The organism is Tenacibaculum sp. Bg11-29 (genome assembly GCF_002836595.1).
Classification (GTDB): Bacteria; Bacteroidota; Bacteroidia; order Flavobacteriales; family Flavobacteriaceae; genus Polaribacter.
Window position 1 is genome coordinate 4252501 of sequence record NZ_PJBB01000003.1, and the last position, 23380, is coordinate 4275880.

The following is a 23380-nucleotide window of genomic DNA, read 5'->3' on the forward strand; positions in this document are numbered from 1 at the left end:
GGTCGCCCAGTGGCTGCTCATTGTCCATACCATTGTAGCACGTGTGTAGCCCAGGACGTAAGGGCCGTGATGATTTGACGTCATCCCCACCTTCCTCACGGTTTGCACCGGCAGTCTCGCTAGAGTCCTCAGCATTACCTGTTAGCAACTAACAATAGGGGTTGCGCTCGTTATAGGACTTAACCTGACACCTCACGGCACGAGCTGACGACAACCATGCAGCACCTTGTGATCTGTCCGAAGAAAACTCTATCTCTAAAGCTGTCAGACCACATTTAAGCCCTGGTAAGGTTCCTCGCGTATCATCGAATTAAACCACATGCTCCACCGCTTGTGCGGGCCCCCGTCAATTCCTTTGAGTTTCAGTCTTGCGACCGTACTCCCCAGGTGGGATACTTATCACTTTCGCTTAGTCACTGAGTCGAAACCCAACAACTAGTATCCATCGTTTACGGCGTGGACTACCAGGGTATCTAATCCTGTTCGCTCCCCACGCTTTCGTCCATGAGCGTCAGTATATACGTAGTAGACTGCCTTCGCAATCGGTATTCTAAGTAATATCTATGCATTTCACCGCTACACTACTTATTCTATCTACTTCCGTATAACTCAAGTCAACCAGTATCAAAGGCAGTTCCATCGTTGAGCGATGGGCTTTCACCTCTGACTTAATTGACCGCCTGCGGACCCTTTAAACCCAATGATTCCGGATAACGCTTGGACCCTCCGTATTACCGCGGCTGCTGGCACGGAGTTAGCCGGTCCTTATTCTTACAGTACCGTCAAGGATCTACACGTAGATCGGTTTCTTCCTGTATAAAAGCAGTTTACAACCCATAGGGCAGTCTTCCTGCACGCGGCATAGCTGGTTCAGAGTTGCCTCCATTGACCAATATTCCTCACTGCTGCCTCCCGTAGGAGTCTGGTCCGTGTCTCAGTACCAGTGTGGGGGATAATCCTCTCAGACCCCCTACCTATCGTTGCCATGGTAAGCCGTTACCTTACCATCTAGCTAATAGGACGCATAGTCATCTTGTACCCATAAATGTTTAATTAATAAGTGATGCCACTCATTAACATTATGGAGTGTTAATCTTCATTTCTAAAGGCTATCCTCCTGTACAAGGCAGATTCTATACGCGTTACGCACCCGTTCGCCGGTCGTCATCTGTGCAAGCACAATGTTACCCCTCGACTTGCATGTGTTAAGCCTGCCGCTAGCGTTCATCCTGAGCCAGGATCAAACTCTTCATTGTATATTTTAAATAATATTAATGAATAAGTTTCAAAAGAATTTAACTTAATTAAAAGTTATGGTTATTCTACTCTTTGTTTACGCTGTCAATTTCAATATTTTCAATGAACGTGTCGAGTTGACACTTCAAGTGTTTTCAACTTGATTGCCCTCTCAGACTTTTGTAGAAACGTTAGAATCGAACTAACTGATTTTTATTAATAAATCATTTCCAAATTTTCTTGATTTTTTCGCTTTCTTAAAGCGGTTGCAAATCTACAAACTATTTTAAAACTGACAAAACTATTTTTGAAGTTTTTTTTAATTTGTTTTTGCTGTATTTTAATGAACTATCGTCTTTAAAACGGACTGCAAATATACTTTCTTTCTTTCGATTTAAACAAATTATATTTAACTTATTTTTAACCTTTTATTGAAGATATAATAACAACTATTTTAATGAACTTTTACCAATCTCAAACTTGCGTTTTACCCTTAGCGGGTGCAAATATAGATTCCTTTTCTAACATGACAATACTTTATTTTGCCTTTTTTTATTGTTTCTTACTCTTAGCCTATTTATCAATCTCTTAACTACAAAATTATATTAGTTTTACCAATGATATATAACAAAAAATAATTCTTAACTTATTAATTTCACTATTAAAATGGGTACTTTAGTTCTAGATGATCTCAGTATATCTTAACCTATATTTCTATTGATTCTTTTTTTACTCTGATTTACTCCTTTTATCAGTCTATCATTTTCTTTTATTATGCCTGTTTTCTTTCTAACAAAAGACCAATTATACTGTTTCTTATCTACTTTTTAATATGTAATTATAGAATCTTATTATTTTAGTAATCGATTAGGAAACTATTATTCTAGTATTTTAACCTTTATTCTTCCTTTTTATAGTTTTTTTATAATTCTATAATAAAATTTAGTCCTCTTCCATATTTCAAAATCTATATTATATAATTCTATGAAGTATAAAAGTAAGTTTTCTGTATAATTGTTTATTTGAAAGTCATATTTCAAGTTTTTATAACTGAGGTATCACCTTTATAATCTTAATTTGTAGATTCTAACTAATGACTTTTCTGTTCTATATAGTTAATAATAAATCTTCTTTACATTAATTCTTCTAGTAAATCTACTTAGCCTTTTTTATATTTAAATATTTTGATTTTGAAAACAGCAGATCTCTCCTATTATAATAAACTCTTATTTGAACAACATTCTCCTTTTCCTATAAAATTTTCTTATACATACAGAAGATCACTCTTATTAATTTTGTAATTCTGATTACAAGAAAACATTTTTCGAAATTTATTTTAGCCCTATTTTACTACCACGTGCAAAAAACTTCAAATATTTAGAAAGAGAGTATGTATGTGTTAATTATTTTTCTCCTTTATACTATAAAAGATACTTATTCTTAGTGTGCGATATACCTCACGCTTTTTAAAGATAGACAAAAGGCATAATTATTACATTGTATCATTATGCTTTACTAGTTTGATAATATTAAAGTGGTACTTTTTAAACTTGTTAAAAAATAACTTTACTAAATAGAGAGACTATATTGTTGCTACTTACATTAAAGTTCTAAAAAATTATAAATACTAAAAAAATGAGTATTTATAGTCATCACTATATTTTTACACTTAAATATAAATGGTCACAGAAAAATAATCTTATTAATTTTGTTGCTCTAGCCAATATAGAAGTCATATTCCTAAATTATATCTAATAATCTTCTACGACATAACTATCTTTTTTCTAATAAAATTATTTATCACTATTTAAATAAAGATCATTCTATATAAAGCTTCATACTTAGATATTCATTGTTTTCATTTGAGTTTAGGGCAAAAAAAAACCTCAATCTATAACTAGATTGAGGTTTAAAAGAAAGGCAACGACCTACTCTCCCACCATTGGCAGTACCATCGGCGCAAATGGGCTTAACTTCTCTGTTCGGGATGGAAAGAGGTGAGCCCCATTGCGATAATCACCTTAAATTGTTTCAGTATATTACAACTGTATAAGTTAACATATTAGTAAAATCATATCGTAAATTATCAAAAGAGTTTGCGTCCCGACCCGAAGGTCGGGAACTATACATAAGCCTATGGGTTATTAGTAATACTCGGCTATGACATTACTGCCTTTACACCTGTATCCTATCAACGTGGTAATCTTCCACGACCCTTTAAAGAAATCTCATCTTGTGGTGGGTTTCGCGCTTATATGCTTTCAGCGCTTATCCCTTCCCAACGTAGCTACTCTGCAATGCTCCTGGCGGAACAACAGATACACCAGAGGTTAGTTCAACTCGGTCCTCTCGTACTAAAGTCAAATCCACTCAAATTTCTAACGCCCACAGCAGATAGAGACCGAACTGTCTCACGACGTTCTGAACCCAGCTCGCGTGCCACTTTAATGGGCGAACAGCCCAACCCTTGGGACCTTCTCCAGCCCCAGGATGTGACGAGCCGACATCGAGGTGCCAAACCCCCCCGTCGATGTGAGCTCTTGGGGGAGATCAGCCTGTTATCCCCGGAGTACCTTTTATCCTTTGAGCGATGGCCCTTCCATGCGGAACCACCGGATCACTATGCTCTACTTTCGTACCTGATCGACCTGTATGTCTCTCAGTCAAGCTCCCTTATGCCATTGCACTCTACGCACGGTTACCAAACGTGCTGAGGGAACCTTTAGAAGCCTCCGTTACTCTTTTGGAGGCGACCACCCCAGTCAAACTACCCACCACGCACTGTTCTCATTGCTGAGTTAGATTCTAGATAAGCAAAGGGTGGTATTTCAAGGACAACTCCACAACGCCTAGCGACGCCGCTTCATAGTCTCCCACCTATCCTACACATTACTTATCCAAAACCAATACGAAGCTATAGTAAAGGTTCACGGGGTCTTTTCGTCCCGCTGCGGGTAATCGGCATCTTCACCGATACTACAATTTCACCGAGCTCATGGCTGAGACAGTGTCCAGATCGTTGCACCATTCGTGCAGGTCGGAACTTACCCGACAAGGAATTTCGCTACCTTAGGACCGTTATAGTTACGGCCGCCGTTTACTGGGGCTTCATTTCATTGCCTCGCCGAAGCTAACAACTCCACTTAACCTTCCAGCACCGGGCAGGTGTCAGGCCTTATACATCATCTTTCAATTTAGCAAAGCCCTGTGTTTTTGATAAACAGTCGCCTGGACCTTTTCACTGCGGCCCATCCGAAGATGGGCGACCCTTCTCCCGAAGTTACGGGTCGATTTTGCCTAGTTCCTTAGCCATGAATCACTCGAGCACCTTAGAATTCTCATCCCAACTACCTGTGTCGGTTTACGGTACGGGTTCTTATAATCTGAAGCTTAGAGGTTTTTCTTGGAAGCCTTTAGGCACACTATCAACGCATCCGAAGATTTGTTGTACTATCACATTTCACCTAGATCTGCGGATTTACCTACAGTTCCAATAGCTACATGTTTCAACGAACTATTCCGTCAGTTCGCGGTGCTTTCATTACTCCGTCACCCCATCGCAATTATAAGAAGTACAGGAATATTAACCTGTTATCCATCGACTACTCCCTTCGGATTCGCCTTAGGACCCGACTAACCCTCAGCTGATTAGCATCGCTGAGGAAACCTTAGTCTTTCGGTGAGGGGGTTTCTCGCCCCCTTTATCGTTACTTATGCCTACATTTTCTTTTCTATCCGCTCCAGCATACCTTACAGTACACCTTCGGCGCAAATAGAATGCTCCCCTACCACTTAATTAATTTAATAACTAAATCCATAGCTTCGGTAATATGTTTATGCCCGATTATTATCCATGCAAAACCGCTCGACTAGTGAGCTGTTACGCACTCTTTAAATGAATGGCTGCTTCCAAGCCAACATCCTAGCTGTCTAAGCAGTTTCACCTCGTTAGTTCAACTTAACATATATTTGGGGACCTTAGCTGATGGTCTGGGTTCTTTCCCTCTCGGACATGGACCTTAGCACCCATGCCCTCACTGCTGAGTAACATTTTATAGCATTCGGAGTTTGTCAGGAATTGGTAGGCGGTGAAGCCCCCGCATCCAATCAGTAGCTCTACCTCTATAAAACTTTCGCTCAACGCTGCACCTAAATGCATTTCGGGGAGTACGAGCTATTTCCGAGTTTGATTGGCCTTTCACCCCTACCCACAGGTCATCCAAAGACTTTTCAACGTCAACTGGTTCGGTCCTCCACTGTATGTTACTACAGCTTCAACCTGCCCATGGGTAGATCACTCGGTTTCGCGTCTACTACTACTAACTATGGTCGCCCTATTCAGACTCGCTTTCGCTACGGCTCCGGACCTTAAATCCTTAACCTTGCTAGTAACAGTAACTCGTAGGCTCATTATGCAAAAGGCACGCCGTCACACAGTAAATGTGCTCCGACCGCTTGTAGGCGTACGGTTTCAGGTTCTATTTCACTCCCTTACTTAGGGTTCTTTTCACCTTTCCCTCACGGTACTAGTTCACTATCGGTCTTTCAGGAGTATTTAGCCTTACCGGATGGTCCCGGTGGATTCATACAGGATTACTCGTGTCCCGCACTACTCAGGGTACTGCTATATTATCTTCGCTTACCTATACTAGACTATCACTATCTTTGGTTTGTCTTTCCAGACAATTCTAGTTCACTTAGATTCTAATGTCGCAGCCCTACAACCCCAATACTGCCGTAACAGTATTGGTTTGGGCTAATCCGCGTTCGCTCGCCACTACTAACGGAATCACTATTGTTTTCTCTTCCTCCGGTTACTTAGATGTTTCAGTTCACCGGGTTTGCCCCTATTGCTAGGTAACATGTCTTCAACATGCTGGGTTGCCCCATTCGGAAATTAACGGATCATAAAATATGTGCTTCTCCCCGTTACTTATCGCAGCTTATCGCGTCCTTCATCGCCTCTGAAAGCCTAGGCATCCGCCATACGCCCTTATTTAGCTTATTGTACTTTTTGCTCTAAACATAAATGTTTAGAACGAGCTCTTTATAATTTATTATAAAAATATTGTTGTTAATCTTTCAATTAACTCTCTATCTTGATTTCTTTACGATATCATTTTACCAATATGTCAATGAACATGGCGAATCGAAATTGATAAGTATTTTATCAACTTTAATTCTGCAATACTCTTGGAATAATTTTACTTATCCCTAGGCATTACCTAGTGGAGAATATCGGAGTCGAACCGATGACCTCTTGCGTGCAAGGCAAGCGCTCTAGCCAACTGAGCTAATCCCCCATTATAAATCCTAGAATACTATTCAGAGATTTGAATGTCGAATCCTCTAATTTCTAGAATTTCCTTTCTAATAACTTGCCTTTTTGTAGTCTCAGGCAGACTCGAACTGCCGACCTCTACATTATCAGTGTAGCGCTCTAACCAGCTGAGCTATGAGACTATAATAGCTTGTTATTAGTGTTTTTTAAAATTAACAGCAAAGAGTAAAATTTCCTTTTGTAACTCACCATCTTTCTCTAGAAAGGAGGTGTTCCAGCCGCACCTTCCGGTACGGCTACCTTGTTACGACTTAGCCCTAGTTACCAGTTTTACCCTAGGTCGCTCCTTGCGGTAACGAACTTCAGGCACTCCCAGCTTCCATGGCTTGACGGGCGGTGTGTACAAGGCCCGGGAACGTATTCACCGGATCATGGCTGATATCCGATTACTAGCGATTCCAGCTTCACGGAGTCGAGTTGCAGACTCCGATCCGAACTGTGATATGGTTTATAGATTCGCTCCTGGTCGCCCAGTGGCTGCTCATTGTCCATACCATTGTAGCACGTGTGTAGCCCAGGACGTAAGGGCCGTGATGATTTGACGTCATCCCCACCTTCCTCACGGTTTGCACCGGCAGTCTCGCTAGAGTCCTCAGCATTACCTGTTAGCAACTAACAATAGGGGTTGCGCTCGTTATAGGACTTAACCTGACACCTCACGGCACGAGCTGACGACAACCATGCAGCACCTTGTGATCTGTCCGAAGAAAACTCTATCTCTAAAGCTGTCAGACCACATTTAAGCCCTGGTAAGGTTCCTCGCGTATCATCGAATTAAACCACATGCTCCACCGCTTGTGCGGGCCCCCGTCAATTCCTTTGAGTTTCAGTCTTGCGACCGTACTCCCCAGGTGGGATACTTATCACTTTCGCTTAGTCACTGAGTCGAAACCCAACAACTAGTATCCATCGTTTACGGCGTGGACTACCAGGGTATCTAATCCTGTTCGCTCCCCACGCTTTCGTCCATGAGCGTCAGTATATACGTAGTAGACTGCCTTCGCAATCGGTATTCTAAGTAATATCTATGCATTTCACCGCTACACTACTTATTCTATCTACTTCCGTATAACTCAAGTCAACCAGTATCAAAGGCAGTTCCATCGTTGAGCGATGGGCTTTCACCTCTGACTTAATTGACCGCCTGCGGACCCTTTAAACCCAATGATTCCGGATAACGCTTGGACCCTCCGTATTACCGCGGCTGCTGGCACGGAGTTAGCCGGTCCTTATTCTTACAGTACCGTCAAGGATCTACACGTAGATCGGTTTCTTCCTGTATAAAAGCAGTTTACAACCCATAGGGCAGTCTTCCTGCACGCGGCATAGCTGGTTCAGAGTTGCCTCCATTGACCAATATTCCTCACTGCTGCCTCCCGTAGGAGTCTGGTCCGTGTCTCAGTACCAGTGTGGGGGATAATCCTCTCAGACCCCCTACCTATCGTTGCCATGGTAAGCCGTTACCTTACCATCTAGCTAATAGGACGCATAGTCATCTTGTACCCATAAATGTTTAATTAATAAGTGATGCCACTCATTAACATTATGGAGTGTTAATCTTCATTTCTAAAGGCTATCCTCCTGTACAAGGCAGATTCTATACGCGTTACGCACCCGTTCGCCGGTCGTCATCTGTGCAAGCACAATGTTACCCCTCGACTTGCATGTGTTAAGCCTGCCGCTAGCGTTCATCCTGAGCCAGGATCAAACTCTTCATTGTATATTTTAAATAATATTAATGAATAAGTTTCAAAAGAATTTAACTTAATTAAAAGTTATGGTTATTCTACTCTTTGTTTACGCTGTCAATTTCAATATTTTCAATGAACGTGTCGAGTTGACACTTCAAGTATTTTCAACTTGATTGCCCTCTCAGACTTTTGTAGAAACGTTAGAATCGAACTAACTGATTTTTATTAATAAATCATTTCCAAATTTTCTTAATTTTTTCGCTTTCTTAAAGCGGTTGCAAATCTACAAACTATTTTAAAACTGACAAAACTATTTTTGAAGTTTTTTTTAATTTGTTTTTGCTATATTTTAATGAACTATCGTCTTTAAAACGGACTGCAAATATACTTTCTTTCTTTCGATTTAAACAAATTATATTTAACTTATTTTTAACCTTTTATTGAAGATATAATAACAACTATTTTAATGAACTTTTACCAATCTCAAACTTGCGTTTTACCCTTAGCGGGTGCAAATATAGATTCCTTTTCTAACATGACAATACTTTATTTTACCTTTTTTTCAAGTATTTTATTTAGTCTTGTTTTTCAAGCTTTTAGAATGCATCTTTTTTTGCTTTTAGCTCTGCTTGTAGTATTCAACCAGTCGCTTTAGCTCTTTTTGTTTTGGTAAAACTGAAAAACGAGTAATGAAAGCTCAATATTAAAAAATGACATCGAATGAAATTAATTCTTTTTAAAAAGTATCTCACTTCTTTTTCTTCTTATTTATTTTACACTCCTATATATACTTTACCAATATTCTTTATATTTTTTTTATAAATAGAACCTCTAAAGCAACTTCTGCTAAAAATAACACACACTTAAAAATATAAATACGTTTATAAACACTCTCTTTATTAAAAAACACAAAATTATTTAAGAATAAATGTAAATATCTTCAATAAATTATTTTAAACTAAAGCAAGAGCTTTAAAAGTAAGCAGTTAAAATATTTACTTCTGTAATCTTGGAAGTAAAAAACATTTATAAACATAAAAAACTCCTGTAAGGAGTTTTTTATGTTTATAAATGTTTTTTAAGCTATTTAAAGAAACTATCTACAAATTCGAATTTATTAAAAACTTGTAAATCGTCTATTCCCTCTCCTACACCAATATATTTTACAGGGATTTGAAATTGATCTGAAATACCAATTACAACTCCACCTTTTGCTGTCCCATCTAATTTAGTTACCGCTAATGATGTTACTTCTGTAGCTTTCGTAAATTGTTTTGCTTGTTCAAAAGCATTTTGACCAGTAGAACCATCTAGAACTAATAATACATCATGCGGTGCATCTGGTATTACTTTTTGCATTACTCGCTTAATCTTTGTTAATTCATTCATTAAATTAACCTTATTATGCAAACGTCCTGCTGTATCGATAATAATAACATCTGCATCTTGCGTTACTCCTGATTTAACGGTATCAAAAGCTACCGATGCAGGATCTGACCCCATTTCTTGACGAACTATAGGTACTTCTGTCCTATCTGCCCAAACTTGTAATTGATCAATTGCTGCTGCTCTAAATGTATCTGCTGCTCCTAGAACAACTTTTAATCCTTTTTTCTTAAATTGAGAAGCTAACTTGCCAATTGTTGTTGTTTTACCAACTCCATTTACTCCAACAACCATTATTACATAAGGCTTCTTATTTTCTGGAATTGTAAACTCAGTGTCATTTTCTGTATTTGTTTCAGAAAGCAAGCCTGCTATTTCTTCTCTTAAGATTTGATTTAATTCTTCAGTACCAACATATTTATCTTTGGCAACTCTTACTTCAATTCTTTCAATAATTTTTAATGTTGTGTCTACTCCAACATCAGAAGAAACTAATATTTCTTCTAGGTTGTCTAAAACATCATCATCTACCTTTGTTTTTCCTGCAACGGCTTTAGATAGTTTCGAGAAAAAACTTGACTTCGTTTTTTCTAATCCTTTGTCTAATGTTTCTTTTTTCTCTTTAGAGAAGATTTTCTTAAAAAAACTCATAGTTAAATTTTACAATCATTTTATATAGTGTAAAAACTATACCAAACTTATTATATGGTCAAATTGTCATTAATACAGTCACTCTTAAATTTACCTAATAAAATCTTGTATCAACTTTTTACAAACTGATTTTTATAAACCTAAATTAAGGGTAATATTCAAAAATACAGTTTTTTAAGACAAAAAAAAGCTACTTTCTAATGAAAATAGCTTTTTTTTATATTGTAAACAAGTATTAATTTTTCGCGATAAAATCTTTTACTTGTGCAGGATCCATAATTGCTTCAACAAATGTGTAAGCTCCTGATTTTGGAGATTTCACCATTTTGATAGCTTTAGTTAACCTTTTTGCGCCTGTTTGTAACGATGCTACTGATTTCTTTGCCATGTCCTAAATTATTTAATTTCTTTATGTACTGTCATCTTCTTTAAGATAGAATTAAATTTCTTTAATTCCATTCTATCAGGAGTGTTCTTTTTGTTTTTTGTGGTAATATAACGTGAAGTTCCTGGTTGACCAGTTGCTTTGTGCTCAGTACATTCTAATATAACTTGAACTCTGTTTCCTTTTTTTGCCATCTCTCTAAAGTTTTATCTAGTAAGGAATTATTTAGTTAAGAAACCGTTTACTCTAGCTTCTTTTATAACAGCAGAGATCCCTTTTTTATTAATATTTTTTAATGCAGAAGCAGATACTTTTAAAGTAACCCATTTATCTTCTTCTGGAATATAAAAACGCTTAGTCATTAAATTAGCGTTAAATTTTCTTTTAGTTCTATTTAATGCGTGAGAAACATTGTTCCCAACCATTGCTTTTTTTCCTGTAAGTTCACAAACTCTAGACATCTTCTTGACAGTTTTTAGTATTATTTCTAAACGAGGTGCAAATTTACGCATTTATATTGATTGCGCAAAAAATTATCGTTTAAATTCTTATTATTTTTGATATATTCTAACTGAGGCTAAGCATCTAACCTACTGAAATCGTAACAGTCGGCAAATTTACAAAATTATATTAATAAAAATACTTCATATCAGTAAATATTTAAAAACTTATTAGCAGATAGCTTATTACGAACCTCACTAACCTAAAAAACAGCTCTTAATTATATTTTCAAGATGTTTTCACTCAACAATTCTAAAGCTTTTGTTACCGTTCTATTTATTACTTTTTCTCTCGGTTGCCCAAAATTAAACTCATGTACCTCAACACTATTCTCTTTAGCAATGGCAATATAAACTAATCCTACACTCTTATCATTATGATCGGTAGTTGGTCCTGCATTTCCTGTAACCCCAATTGCGTAGTCTGTTTTTAACTTTTTTATGCAGCCAATTGCCATTTCTTTTGCAACTTCTTTACTTACAACCGTAAACTCCTCAATCACCTGTTTTGACACCCCAAGTAACTGCTTTTTTAACTCAGCCGTGTATGCAATAAAACCTCCTTTAAAATAAGCCGAAGATCCTGGTATTGACACTAACTCTGAAGCTATTTTACCTCCCGTTAAACTTTCTGCTACACTTAGTGTTTTATTATATTTCTTTAATAAATCTCCTACACTCTTCTCTATAGAAGCGTCGTCATCGTAGCCAACAATAACATCAGAAATTAATGTATTTAGATCTACAATTCTCTTAGCAACTTCCTTTTCTAAAAGATCTTTATTGTTTCCTTTTGCTGAAATTCGCAATCGAACTTTACCAAACGATGGTAAATATGCTAATTTTATATATTCAGGTAAACTATTTTCCCATTCTTCTATTCTTTCAGCAATAATAGTTTCGCCAACACCTACTGTCATAATTGTTTTATGAAGGATAAATGGCAGCTTAAATTCCTCTTGAATTCTAGGTAAAACTTCATTACTCATCAAACCTTTCATTTCATAAGGTACACCTGGTAATGAAACGAAGACAGTACCATTTTCGTAAAACCACATTCCTGGAGCGGTTCCAAACTGATTCGTTAACAACCTTGCTTTTGATGGCAATTGCGCTTGATATCTTTGAATTTCGTTAAACGGATGACCAATCTTTTTAAATAAGTTTTTAATACGTTCAATTACTTCTGGATACTCAACAAACTCATTATCGTTGAAATACTCTGCGATCGTTTTTTTTGTAATATCATCTTTAGTTGGACCAAGTCCACCAGTTAGAATTACAATATCAACTCTATTTTCTGCTTCTTTTAAAGCGTTTAAAATATGCTGTTTTTCATCTTGAATAGATGATATTTGATACACAGAAACTCCTATTTTATTTAATTCTTGACCAATCCACTGTGAATTTGTATCCACAATTTGACCTATGAGAATTTCATCTCCAATTGTAATTATTTCTGCGTTCAAAAAAAATGTTTTTATTTACCATACAAATATATAACCATTTCTATTACTTTTCACACAAGAATAGTCATCAGTTTAACAAAAAAAGATAACTTATTTTTTTTAAAAAATCATTTAAACGAATACCTTAACACAAACTTATTACCACCTGTTTACCAACACTTAACGCAACCTTAACCTTTTAAAAACTAACTTTAATCACCTTTAATTATCTTTGATTATCAATTAATTAAAGTATTCGATTGAGTAGCTACTATCAATAATTAATTGCAGCAAAACGATATCTAAAAAGCTATAATAGCCCAAGAAATCAAACTTATTAATAAGACTTAACCGTCTAAAAAATTAAAAATTATGTCAACTATATTACAAAAAGAATTAGTGCAAAATGGAGAATTAATTCAAGGGTATGATACTGTACATGCTGCAGAGTGGTGCTCACCTTCATTCTTAAAGTCTAAAGTATGTACACGTGCATCTGCCGAGCATGGAGAAGTTACTTTAGAAGCTTCTCTTAAAACACCTTTTGGTAGTTACACCAAAAGTTTTACTTTTGATAGTAACGTAAGCTTTATATGGCAACCTTTTAGTAAACTTAAAGTTACCTTCACTATTACTAACCTTTCTATCGATGACGATCAAGTTAGTTTTGATATAAGTGCTAAAATAAGTATAAAAGTTCCCTTTCTTGGTTGGAAAAGTAAAACTTTCACACATCACTTCGAATTCGGTACTCTTTTACATAGCGAAGTACTTAACTCTATTGACGAAGCAACATTTGCGAGCCTTTTAGCTATTCAGGAATAGTTAAAAACTTTATTTAAAAAAATAAATAAGTACAGAAATAAACATAAAGTCTTGTTTTTGTTTTTACAACAAAAACAAGACTTTTAAACTATGTGTTTTACAATACTTTTACTTAATTTTTATATGAAAAGCTTCTTTTCCATCAATAACACCTGTTAATACATCATTTTCTACTATTCTACCAACTCCTGCGGGAGTTCCTGTAAAAATAACATCTCCTTTTTTCAAAGTAAAATATTCCGATACATAACTAATTAACTCATCAATTTCCCATAGCATAGATTCCGTATTTCCATCTTGAACGACTTCTTCGTTTTTATGCAACTGAAAAGTAATATTTTCTAAATTAAAATCTTCTTTCGGATAAAACTCCCCAATAACAGCACTACCATCAAAAGCTTTTGCTTTTTCCCATGGCAGTCCTTTTTCTTTACACTTCGCCTGTACATCACGCGCAGTAAAATCGAGTCCTAAACCTATTTCATCATAATATTTATGTGCAAATTTTGACGAAATATGTTTTCCTACTTTGTTTATCTTAACTAAAACTTCTACTTCATAATGAATATCATCAGAAAAGGCAGGTATAAAAAAAGGCATTTTCTTCGGAAGAATTGCGGAATCTGGCTTTAGAAAAACAACAGGGCTTTCTGGTTTTTCATTTGCTAATTCTTCGATATGTTTAGCGTAATTACGCCCAATACAAATTATTTTCATTTTTTATTTAAAAAGCATCATTGAGAATAAAATAAAGCAGCCTACCTTACAGATTACTTCGTTATACTTCCTCGTAATGACAAGGTTATTTTTTCGATTAAAGTGTCATTTAAAAAAAACAAAGCAATTTACTTGATAGATTACTTCAGTAAAACAGCCACTCTCTATGGAATCCATGTTTTAGGAAAATTTGGTTTCCTTTTTTCAAGAAAAGCATCCCTACCTTCTTTTGCTTCTTCTGTCATATATGCCAAACGTGTAACTTCACCTGCAAATACTTGCTGACCAACCATACCGTCATCAGTTAAATTCATTGCGAATTTTAACATTTTTATTGATGTTGGTGATTTTTCTAAAATTTCTTGTGCCCAATCAAAAGCTGTTTGCTCTAATTCGTCATGAGGTACAACTGCATTTACCATCCCCATGTCATAAGCTTCTTGTGCTGAATAATTCCTTCCTAAAAAGAAAATTTCACGTGCTTTCTTCTGCCCTACCATTTTTGCTAAATACGCAGACCCATACCCTGCATCAAAAGATGTTACATCCGCGTCTGTTTGTTTAAAAATGGCATGTTCTTTACTTGCTAATGTTAAATCACAAACAACATGCAAACTATGTCCGCCACCTACTGCCCACCCAGGAACAACACAAATTACTGCTTTTGGCATAAAACGAATTAATCGCTGTACTTCTAATATATTTAATCGATGATAACCATCTTTACCTACATATCCTTTCTCTCCACGTGCATTTTGGTCTCCACCTGAACAGAAACTCCAAATTCCATCCTTTGTAGATGGTCCTTCTGCTGATAATAAAACAACACCAATATTAGTATCTTCATGCGCATCTTGAAAAGCGTCTAACAATTCTGATGTTGTATGCGGACGAAATGCATTACGTACATTTGGGCGGTTAAACGCTATTCTCGCTACGTTATGTGATTTTTTATAAGTAATATCTTCATACTCTTTGGCAACTTTCCATTGAGGTTGTATCATAATTTTAAAATATTATCGTTAATAAAGTAGCACAAAAATAACATAATAACTTTGTTTTTCTTTTCTATATTTGAACGATATAATATAATCCCTTATGAAACATCTATATTTTTTATTCTTTTTATTATTAAGTACAAGTCTTTTTTCTCAAAAAATAATTAATGAAACTATTAATTCTACTGAACTTAATAAAAGTAGGACTATAAAAATTTACATTCCAGAAAATTATGAGCAAGATGAAACTGTTAGTTATCCACTAGCTATTGTTTTAGGTGATCAATATCTTTTTGACATGTATGTTGGTAATGCAAAGCTATATGCTAATACTGATAAAGCTCCTAGACAGATAGTTGTTGGTATAAATATGAGCAACACTTATTCTAAAGATATTTCAATTATTCCATCTAACAATGCTTTAACTGTTCATGCTCAAAAATTTCAAAATTTCATAAAAAAAGAATTGATTCCTCATATTGAGTTAAATTACAGAACTTCTCCTTTTATGACTATAACCAGTGAAGGGAGCGGTGCAGATTTTATCACTTACTTTTTAAAAGATGCTGACCCTATTTTTAACTCTTTTATTTGCATTACTCCTAAATTAACTAAATTTAGCGGTAGCAGAATAGAATCTTATTCTTTAAAAAGATTAAGCTCAATTGATAATTCTTACTTTATATATGCTAGTAATAACCAAAAGTATATAACGGCTAAACAAAATGATCGATTTAGTGAAATAGGTACATATTTATCTTCTTTTGATTCAAAAAACATGCATATTACCTTCGATAAGTTTACGAATGCACCTAATCATCTATCTGTTATAGGAGAAACAATACCTAGAGCTTTTGAAAAAATGTTTTACTTATATGCTAAAATAACTAAAAGTGAATTTGATACAAATATTAAAGATTTAGATCCTTTAAAAGCTATTAAATATGTTGAACAAAAGTATTTAGACATTCAATTTTTATATGGCTCTAACTTAAACGTTCGATTAGATGATATATTTGCAATTGAAGGAATTGTAATAGATAAACTAGATGGTGATTACTTACGTGTTCTAGGTGATTTTGTAGCAATTAAATACCCTGATTCTCATATTGGGGATTTCTATGTAGGTAAATATCATGAACTAGGAAAAGATTACGAGAAAGCTGAATTTTACTACAAAGCTGCTTTTGGTAAAATGAATCCATCTGACCCTAATGCAAATGCTTTTTATGAGAACATTAAACGCATGGGAGAGTTAAAAGGTAGTGAACCTAAAGAAGAAATTATTGAGGACGTTCCTGAAGAAGACAACGAAGAAGAGAAACAATAAAATTTTATTTAAATAAAAATCCGCTACTTTAATTAAGGTAGCGGATTTTTTATTTAAGACACATCGCTCTTACTTTATCAACTCTATTCTATCTTCTTTTAACTCTATTTTTTTATCTTTATATAAACCTCCAATAGCTCTTTTAAAAGCTTTCTTACTCATTTGTAATCGAAATTTAATTGATTCAGGAGAACTTTTATCAGTTAACATTAAAAACCCTTTCTCATCTAATTTACGTAGAATTACATCCGCATCTGTATCAATTACATTTCTAAAACCTTGAGGACGTAAAGAAATATCTATTTTACCATCTTCTCTTATATTTTTAACATAACCATATGTTTCCATACCCTCTTCTATATCTTGATACACTTCGCTATTAAACAATAAACCATCAAATTCATCATCTATTAAAACATTGTATCCTAATGGCGTTTGCTCAACTATTTTCAAATTTACCTGATCTCCTTCTTGTAATTCCATTTTATAAGTTTTTAAAATAGCTCTTTAAAACTACGTCATTTATTTCTTTTGGAGTAAATATCTCCATTATTTTTGGTTGATCTGACTCTGAATATAAGTCATTCAATCCAATATTTAATTCTTCTAAGCTCGAAACAGCAGTATAGTCAAAGTTATACATTTTTGCTAAATGTTCAGCTGTTAAGCTATGTGGTGTCTCAAAATAATTAGTCGCATTTGTAGTTGCTGGTCCAGGAATGAATCTAAAAATTCCTCCGCCAGCATTATTTAAGATAATAATTCTAAAATTATTTGGGATATTTGTATTCCATAAAGCATTACTATCGTAAAAAAAACTTAGATCCCCTGTTATGAAGGTTGTCTGTTTTTTGCCTGCAAATGCCGCTCCGATTGCTGTACTTGTACTACCATCTATTCCACTTGTTCCTCTGTTACAAAAAACACGTAAAGTAGTATTTAAATCAAAAAGCTGAGAATATCTGATTATAGAACTATTACTTATTTGAAGTTGAGAATTATCAGGAATAAAGTTTAAAACTGCTTCAAAAGATTTCAAATCTGAATATTCAGCATTTGCTAGATATTTCTTATGTTTTTCAGCTCTTTCTTTATTTTTAGTTAACCAATTAGCTTGGTAATTACTTTTTACCACAACTGTTTCACTTATTAACCTTTGCAAAAATTCAACTGGTATTTCTTGCACAAATTCAGATAAACAATGGTAAGTATCCATAGATCTCAATGTATCTATATGCCAATGATGTTTTGGTTGATATTTTCTTAAAAACTGTTTTATTTTTTTAGAAATAACCATCCCTCCTAAAGTTAAGAGCACTTCTGGTTGTAATTCTAAAAAACTCTTTTCAGTTAGCGGAAAAATCAGTTTATCAATAGCATTGATAAATTTTGAATGATATAAATTAGAAGTAGTTTCTGTTAAAACTAGAACAGCTTCGTCTTGAGTAAATTTGCTTAAAACATTCTGCAACGCTTCATATGGAAAACTACTTCCTACTAAAATCATTTTTTTAGAAGAAGAATTCCAAATTTCTACGAATTTATTGTAATTAATAGATTGCTTTGTTTTACTCGCAATGACATCTGGAAAATTAAAAGTATTTAATTCTTTAACTGTTTCATACAATGGTTCATCAAAAGGAACATTAATATGTATTGGTCCTTTTTTAAAAACAGCAGCTTCTAGGGCTTCAACTAGTAAATTAGTATTATTCTCTAACTGATTTTTAGCTTCTATTAAATTAGCTGAAAATAAAATATGGTTTCTAAACACATTCTCTTGTCGAATGGTTTGTCCATCACCAATATCAATTAAATGTTTGGGTCTATCCGCAGAGATAACAACTAACGGAATATTACTATAAAAAGCTTCTGCTATTGCTGGATAATAATTTAGCAATGCTGAACCAGATGAGCATATTATTGCCACTGGCTTCTGCTTTTGCTGTGCAATTCCCATTGCAAAAAAAGCAGCACAACGCTCATCAACAACACTCAACGTTTCTATATCTAGGTGATTTGAAAACCCTATAGTTAACGGAGCATTTCTTGATCCTGGTGATATCACAACTGTATCAATATTATACTGAAGACATGCTGAGATAACTAATTGTGCAAGTTCTTTTTTTGGGAACATTCTATTTAATTACAAGGCTGCAAAGTTACAAAGTCAAAAAGTTATAACGTAAAAAAAAAATCAGAAAGTAAAACATTTTTTACTTTCTGACTTATTTATACAAAAACCTACGAGGCTGGTTAGTTTCCTTTTTTGTAATCTGCTAAAAACTTAGCTAAACCAATATCTGTTAATGGGTGTTTTAATAACCCTTCTATAGCACTCAATGGTCCTGTCATTACATCAGACCCTAATTTAGCACAATCAATAATATGCATTGTATGGCGTACTGATGCTGCTAATATTTGTGTTTCAAACATATAGTTATCATAAATTTGACGAATTTCAGAAATTAAATTTAATCCATCTGTCGAAATATCATCTAAACGACCGATAAACGGAGAAACATAAGTTGCTCCTGCTTTAGCTGCCAATAATGCTTGACCAGCAGAAAAAACCAACGTTACATTTGTTTTAATTCCTTTATCAGAAAAATATTTACATGCCTTAATACCATCTTTAATCATTGGTAATTTCACCACGATTTGAGGATTTAAAGCTGCTAACGCATCTCCTTCTCTTTTCATTCCTTCAAAATCAGTAGAAATAACTTCTGCAGAAACATCACCATCTACAATCTCACAAATAGCTTTATAGTGGTTTATAATATTTTCTTCTCCTGTAATTCCTTCTTTTGCCATTAAAGATGGGTTTGTTGTTACTCCATCTAAAATACCTAAAGCTTGTGCTTCTTTAATCTGATCTAAATTTGCTGTATCTATAAAAAATTTCATCTATATATGTGTATTATCTTATTGTATTATTTTTTATTTAAGAACCTGTTTTCTAAAACGTTCCAAATTTACAATTTATAATGATTCATTAATAATTTTTCATAAATTTTATCTGGTAAGATTCGTTTTAAAGCTACTGAAAACTTCTCCATAAACCCACCAATTTTATAATGTATTTTTGGATTCTTTTTTTCAATTATTTTATGAATTTCTTTTGCCATCACCACAGGGTTCATTCCTGAACTTACATGACTATCCATCAATGCTAAATTTTCAGTATACTTTTCTTTATATGCTGAGTTTTCAAACACAGGTGTATGATACCTACCTGAAGCTATATTTGTTTCAAAATCTCCTGGAGCTACATTTATAACTTTAATACCAAAGCTTTTTACCTCCATACTCAAAGCCTCTGTTACTAACTCTAAAGCTCCTTTACTAGCTGAATAAATTCCCCTAAATGGCAACCCCATATATCCCGCTATTGAAGTTACGTTTATTATAATCCCTGATTTTTGCTTACGCATTTGTGGCAACACTGCTTTTGAAACATCAATAACTCCAAAAAAATTCGTATTGAAATTATCGCGCATTTCATCGGTTGGAGTATCTTCAATCGAACCTGTTATTCCTTTACCTGCATTATTAATCAACACATCTATTCTCCCCTCCTTCTCTATAACCTTCTCTACCGCTACTTGAATTGTTTTAGAATCTATAACATCTAAAGCAACCATAGCAAAAGGTAAATTTAATTTATCAGGGTTTCTACTTGTTCCGTAAACTGTATAATTTTTAGTATGTAAATAAGTAGCTATCGCTTTTCCTATTCCAGAAGAAGCTCCTGTTATCAATATAACTTTCGACATTATGATTATTTTATACAAATATCTTAAAGTTAACAGCAATAAAAAAAGACTTTAAACACTTATATTAGCAATCTTTTGAAAGCACACAATTATTATGAATAAAAAATTAATATCTAATACTTTATTTTTTCTTATCAGTTTTAATTTATTAGGGCAATCACCTTTGTTTGAACACTCTGAAAAATTTACACGTCAAGACTCTTTACGCGGTACAATAACCCCAGAAAGAGTTTGGTGGAATTTAACTTATTATCATTTAGATATTACTGTAAATCTTGATAAAAAATTTATACATGGAAAAAACACTGTACAATACAAGGTATTGAAACCTCATAACGTACTACAAATTGACCTACAGGCTCCTTTAAAAATAACAAAGGTAATCCAAAACGGAAAAAAACTAAAAGTTGTTTCTGAAGGTAATGCTCATTTTATTCAGTTAAAGGAAATTCAAAAAATCGGAAGTATAAACTCGTTAGATGTTTATTACGAAGGAAATCCTAAAATAGCAGAACGTGCTCCTTGGGATGGTGGTTTTTCTTGGAAAAAAGACAACAATGGAAATCACTTTGCTGCAACATCTTGCCAAGGCTTAGGCGCAAGTGTTTGGTGGCCGAATAAAGACCACATGTACGATGAAGTAGATAGTATGGCAATTAGTGTACGTATTCCTAAAAACTTAATGAACATATCTAACGGAAAACTTCGTAAAACAGAACAACATAAGGACAACACAACTACTTATCACTGGTTTGTAAACAATCCTATTAATAACTACGGAATAAATGTAAATATTGGAGATTATGTACATTTTTCAGAAAAATATAATGGTGAAGATGGTTTATTAGATATGGATTATTATGTATTACGAGATAATCTAGAAAAAGCAAAAAAACAATTTAAGGACGCTCCTAAAATGATGAAAGCTTTTGAACATTGGTTTGGTAAATACCCTTTCTATGAAGATGGATTTAAACTAGTAGAAGCTCCTTACTTAGGAATGGAACATCAAAGCTCTGTTACTTATGGTAACAAATATCAAAATGGTTATTTAGGAAGAGATTTATCCGGAACAGGTTGGGGTTTAAAATTCGATTTCATCATAATTCATGAATCAGGACACGAATGGTTTGCTAATAATATTACGAATAAAGATATTGCTGATATGTGGATTCACGAAAGTTTTACGGCTTATTCAGAAAACTTATTTTTAGATTACTATTACGGTAAAAAAGCTGCACAAGAATATGTTATAGGAACTCGTAAAAGCATTAAAAATGACATTCCTATTATTGGACAATATAATGTAAACAGTGAAGGCTCAGGAGACATGTACTACAAAGGGGCTAATATGCTACATATAATTAGAACCTTAATTAATAACGATGAGAAATGGCGACAAGTTTTACGTGGGTTAAATAGTGAGTTCTATCACAAAACAGTAACAACACAACAAGTTGAGAAGTATTTAATAAAACAATCAGGATTAGACTTAACAAAAATTTTCGATCAATATTTACGTACTGTTAAAATACCTGCCTTTGAATACAAAATAAAAAAAGGTAAACTTTCTTACCGTTGGAAAAATATTGTTGATGGTTTTAACATGCCTTTAAATATTATAGTTAACAAGAAATCACTACAAATAAAACCAACAAAAAACTGGCAAGAAATAACAATTAATGCGAACGACATTAAAGTCGATATCAACTTTTATATAACTATCAATAAAATCTAATAACAGTTTAATTTAAAATAAACAAAAATTCTAAAAAAGCGTAAGAACCTCTTTAATAAATAGATCATTAATCTAATATAAAATTAATTATAGATTTAAAATCTATAATTAATTATTATTACAGTTTTATATTAATCAGTAAATTACTTTTGACCTCTAAATATCAATATTATGTCAGATGCAAAAAATTTACCTGAAGAAATTCTACAAAAATTAAAAACACTCAAAGAGCAATTAACCACAGCTCGTGACACATTTTTAGGATACCCTGTATCTAAAGACTTTGATTACTCAGCCTTAAATGAGTTTTTTAAATTTCCTATTAATAATTTAGGTGACCCGTTTGAACAAGGAACTTACAGAGTACAAACACATGAAATGGAACGTGAGGTAGTTGCTTTTTTTGCTAAATTATTTAGAGCAAATCCTAAAGATTTTTGGGGTTATGTAACCAATGGCGGCTCAGAAAGTAACTTATATGGCTTGTACCTTGCTAGAGAGTTATTTCCAAAAGCTATTGTATATTATTCTGAATCGACTCATTACAGCATTCGCAAAAATATTCATCTACTAAACATTCCAAGCATTGTTATAAAGTCTCAAGAAAATGGTGAAATTGATTATGATGATTTTGAAAATACTGTACGCATGAATCGTCATAAGCCAGTAATTGTTTTAGCTACCTTTGGTACTACAATGAAAGAGGCAAAAGACGATGTTTCAAAAATAAAACGTATTTTAAGTAGCTTAGCCATTCAAGATAATTATATTCATTGTGATGCTGCCTTGGCTGGTTCATATGGGCCTTTTATGAAACCGAAATTACCCTTCGACTTTATTGACGGAGCAGATAGTATTTCTATTAGCGGTCATAAATTTATAGGATCACCAATACCAACTGGGGTACTAATGGCAAAACGTTCTAACAGAGATCGTATTGCTAAGGGAATTTCATACATAGGTTCTTCTGATACAACAATCACCGGCTCTCGTAATGGTCATTCCCCTTTATTTTTATGGTATGCTCTAAAAAAATTAGGCATAAAAGGTTTACAAAAACGCTATAAAGATAGTTTAGAAGTTGCTGAATACTGTGAAAATGAATTAAAAAACATAGGTATCAAAGCATGGAGAAATCCCAACGCTATTACTGTTGTACTACCAAAAATGCCAAAAAGTATTAAAGATAAATGGCAATTAGCTACTGAAGGTGATATAGCTCACGTGATTTGTATGCCTAACGTAACTAAAAATCAAATAGATAATTTTATTAACGATGTAAAAAATTGCTCAGAACCTGTTATTGAAGATGAATTTTCTTTCGATTTTTCATTAAGCTAATTTATACAGTTATG

At 34.1% G+C, this 23380-nt stretch carries 15 protein-coding genes, 2 tRNA genes and 4 rRNA genes (1 of these 21 cut by a window edge); 4 read left to right on the forward strand and 17 right to left on the reverse strand.

Annotated features, from left to right (window positions below; genetic code table 11):
• The 11 genes from CXF68_RS19130 to CXF68_RS19180 all read right to left on the reverse strand — a co-directional run.
• A 16S ribosomal RNA gene (locus CXF68_RS19130) occupies positions 1 to 1256 on the reverse strand (it extends 262 nt beyond the left edge of the window).
• Positions 1257 to 3151: 1895 nt separating this feature from the next.
• Positions 3152 to 3260 (reverse strand): 5S ribosomal RNA (gene rrf / locus CXF68_RS19135).
• Between the two features lie 100 nt (positions 3261 to 3360).
• A 23S ribosomal RNA gene (locus CXF68_RS19140) occupies positions 3361 to 6244 on the reverse strand.
• Positions 6245 to 6465: 221 nt separating this feature from the next.
• Positions 6466 to 6539: transfer RNA gene (locus CXF68_RS19145), tRNA-Ala, on the reverse strand.
• A gap of 86 nt (positions 6540 to 6625) precedes the next feature.
• Positions 6626 to 6699 (reverse strand) — tRNA-Ile (locus CXF68_RS19150).
• 80 nt (positions 6700 to 6779) lie between these two features.
• A 16S ribosomal RNA gene (locus tag CXF68_RS19155) occupies positions 6780 to 8297 on the reverse strand.
• The 16S, 23S and 5S rRNA genes sit together here with 2 tRNA genes alongside, the layout of an rRNA operon.
• A gap of 1054 nt (positions 8298 to 9351) precedes the next feature.
• Positions 9352 to 10305, reverse strand: a complete 954-nt coding sequence (gene ftsY, locus CXF68_RS19160; RefSeq protein WP_101046813.1) for a signal recognition particle-docking protein FtsY — start codon at positions 10303 to 10305, stop codon at positions 9352 to 9354.
• Between the two features lie 235 nt (positions 10306 to 10540).
• Positions 10541 to 10693 (reverse strand): DUF4295 domain-containing protein, encoded by a 153-nt coding sequence (locus CXF68_RS19165; protein WP_064966084.1) that lies wholly within the window; start codon positions 10691 to 10693, stop codon positions 10541 to 10543.
• An 8-nt stretch (positions 10694 to 10701) separates the two neighbouring features.
• Positions 10702 to 10884 carry a 50S ribosomal protein L33 gene (gene rpmG, locus CXF68_RS19170; RefSeq protein WP_101046815.1) on the reverse strand — a complete coding sequence of 61 codons (183 nt, stop codon included), beginning with the start codon at positions 10882 to 10884 and terminating at the stop codon, positions 10702 to 10704.
• A 27-nt stretch (positions 10885 to 10911) separates the two neighbouring features.
• Complete coding sequence (gene rpmB / locus CXF68_RS19175) at positions 10912 to 11151, reverse strand: 50S ribosomal protein L28 (RefSeq protein ID WP_101047601.1); 240 nt, start codon at positions 11149 to 11151, stop codon at positions 10912 to 10914.
• Between the two features lie 260 nt (positions 11152 to 11411).
• A complete protein-coding gene (locus tag CXF68_RS19180; RefSeq protein WP_101046817.1) occupies positions 11412 to 12659 on the reverse strand; it encodes a competence/damage-inducible protein A in 1248 nt (415 codons plus the stop codon).
• Positions 12660 to 13010: 351 nt separating this feature from the next.
• On the opposite strand from CXF68_RS19180, the gene CXF68_RS19185 reads away from it, so the two are divergent.
• Positions 13011 to 13463: a hypothetical protein gene (locus CXF68_RS19185; RefSeq protein WP_101046820.1), complete on the forward strand. Its 453-nt coding sequence runs from the start codon at positions 13011 to 13013 to the stop codon at positions 13461 to 13463.
• A gap of 108 nt (positions 13464 to 13571) precedes the next feature.
• Here the strand turns inward: CXF68_RS19185 and CXF68_RS19190 are convergent, their stop codons facing one another.
• Both CXF68_RS19190 and CXF68_RS19195 read right to left on the reverse strand, forming a co-directional pair.
• Positions 13572 to 14180, reverse strand: coding sequence for a fumarylacetoacetate hydrolase family protein (locus CXF68_RS19190; RefSeq protein WP_101046822.1), 609 nt, complete (start codon positions 14178 to 14180; stop codon positions 13572 to 13574).
• Positions 14181 to 14344: 164 nt separating this feature from the next.
• Positions 14345 to 15184 (reverse strand): 1,4-dihydroxy-2-naphthoyl-CoA synthase, encoded by an 840-nt coding sequence (locus CXF68_RS19195; protein WP_101046824.1) that lies wholly within the window; start codon positions 15182 to 15184, stop codon positions 14345 to 14347.
• Positions 15185 to 15278: 94 nt separating this feature from the next.
• Here CXF68_RS19195 and CXF68_RS19200 point away from each other — a divergent pair, with 94 nt between their 5' ends.
• Complete coding sequence (locus tag CXF68_RS19200) at positions 15279 to 16508, forward strand: alpha/beta hydrolase-fold protein (RefSeq protein WP_101046826.1); 1230 nt, start codon at positions 15279 to 15281, stop codon at positions 16506 to 16508.
• 69 nt (positions 16509 to 16577) lie between these two features.
• Here the strand turns inward: CXF68_RS19200 and CXF68_RS19205 are convergent, their stop codons facing one another.
• The 4 genes from CXF68_RS19205 to CXF68_RS19220 all read right to left on the reverse strand — a co-directional run bounded on the left by CXF68_RS19205 (position 16578) and on the right by CXF68_RS19220 (position 20287).
• Positions 16578 to 16991: a DNA-binding protein gene (locus tag CXF68_RS19205; RefSeq protein WP_101046828.1), complete on the reverse strand. Its 414-nt coding sequence runs from the start codon at positions 16989 to 16991 to the stop codon at positions 16578 to 16580.
• A gap of 1 nt (position 16992) precedes the next feature.
• A complete protein-coding gene (gene menD, locus CXF68_RS19210) occupies positions 16993 to 18645 on the reverse strand; it encodes a 2-succinyl-5-enolpyruvyl-6-hydroxy-3-cyclohexene-1-carboxylic-acid synthase (RefSeq protein WP_101046830.1) in 1653 nt (550 codons plus the stop codon).
• Between the two features lie 119 nt (positions 18646 to 18764).
• A complete protein-coding gene (gene fsa, locus CXF68_RS19215) occupies positions 18765 to 19418 on the reverse strand; it encodes a fructose-6-phosphate aldolase (RefSeq protein ID WP_101046832.1) in 654 nt (217 codons plus the stop codon).
• A gap of 68 nt (positions 19419 to 19486) precedes the next feature.
• Positions 19487 to 20287: an SDR family oxidoreductase gene (locus CXF68_RS19220; protein WP_101046834.1), complete on the reverse strand. Its 801-nt coding sequence runs from the start codon at positions 20285 to 20287 to the stop codon at positions 19487 to 19489.
• A gap of 94 nt (positions 20288 to 20381) precedes the next feature.
• On the opposite strand from CXF68_RS19220, the gene CXF68_RS19225 reads away from it, so the two are divergent.
• Both CXF68_RS19225 and CXF68_RS19230 read left to right on the forward strand, forming a co-directional pair.
• On the forward strand, positions 20382 to 22025 hold the full coding sequence (locus tag CXF68_RS19225; protein ID WP_101046836.1) for a M1 family metallopeptidase: 1644 nt from the start codon (positions 20382 to 20384) through the stop codon (positions 22023 to 22025).
• A 171-nt stretch (positions 22026 to 22196) separates the two neighbouring features.
• Positions 22197 to 23366, forward strand: coding sequence for a histidine decarboxylase (locus CXF68_RS19230; protein WP_101046838.1), 1170 nt, complete (start codon positions 22197 to 22199; stop codon positions 23364 to 23366).
• Positions 23367 to 23380: the final 14 nt, after the last annotated feature.

What these genes read in the sequence shown, in the direction of transcription:
- ftsY (WP_101046813.1), bottom strand. Translation starts at nt 10,305, where the DNA reads ATGAGTTTTTTTAAGAAAATCTTCTCTAAAGAGAAAAAAGAAACATTA.
- CXF68_RS19165 (WP_064966084.1), bottom strand. Translation starts at nt 10,693, where the DNA reads ATGGCAAAGAAATCAGTAGCATCGTTACAAACAGGCGCAAAAAGGTTA.
- rpmG (WP_101046815.1), bottom strand. Translation starts at nt 10,884, where the DNA reads ATGGCAAAAAAAGGAAACAGAGTTCAAGTTATATTAGAATGTACTGAG.
- rpmB (WP_101047601.1), bottom strand. Translation starts at nt 11,151, where the DNA reads ATGTCTAGAGTTTGTGAACTTACAGGAAAAAAAGCAATGGTTGGGAAC.
- CXF68_RS19185 (WP_101046820.1), top strand. Translation starts at nt 13,011, where the DNA reads ATGTCAACTATATTACAAAAAGAATTAGTGCAAAATGGAGAATTAATT.
- CXF68_RS19190 (WP_101046822.1), bottom strand. Translation starts at nt 14,180, where the DNA reads ATGAAAATAATTTGTATTGGGCGTAATTACGCTAAACATATCGAAGAA.
- CXF68_RS19195 (WP_101046824.1), bottom strand. Translation starts at nt 15,184, where the DNA reads ATGATACAACCTCAATGGAAAGTTGCCAAAGAGTATGAAGATATTACT.
- CXF68_RS19200 (WP_101046826.1), top strand. Translation starts at nt 15,279, where the DNA reads ATGAAACATCTATATTTTTTATTCTTTTTATTATTAAGTACAAGTCTT.
- CXF68_RS19205 (WP_101046828.1), bottom strand. Translation starts at nt 16,991, where the DNA reads ATGGAATTACAAGAAGGAGATCAGGTAAATTTGAAAATAGTTGAGCAA.
- menD (WP_101046830.1), bottom strand. Translation starts at nt 18,645, where the DNA reads ATGTTCCCAAAAAAAGAACTTGCACAATTAGTTATCTCAGCATGTCTT.
- fsa (WP_101046832.1), bottom strand. Translation starts at nt 19,418, where the DNA reads ATGAAATTTTTTATAGATACAGCAAATTTAGATCAGATTAAAGAAGCA.
- CXF68_RS19220 (WP_101046834.1), bottom strand. Translation starts at nt 20,287, where the DNA reads ATGTCGAAAGTTATATTGATAACAGGAGCTTCTTCTGGAATAGGAAAA.
- CXF68_RS19225 (WP_101046836.1), top strand. Translation starts at nt 20,382, where the DNA reads ATGAATAAAAAATTAATATCTAATACTTTATTTTTTCTTATCAGTTTT.
- CXF68_RS19230 (WP_101046838.1), top strand. Translation starts at nt 22,197, where the DNA reads ATGTCAGATGCAAAAAATTTACCTGAAGAAATTCTACAAAAATTAAAA.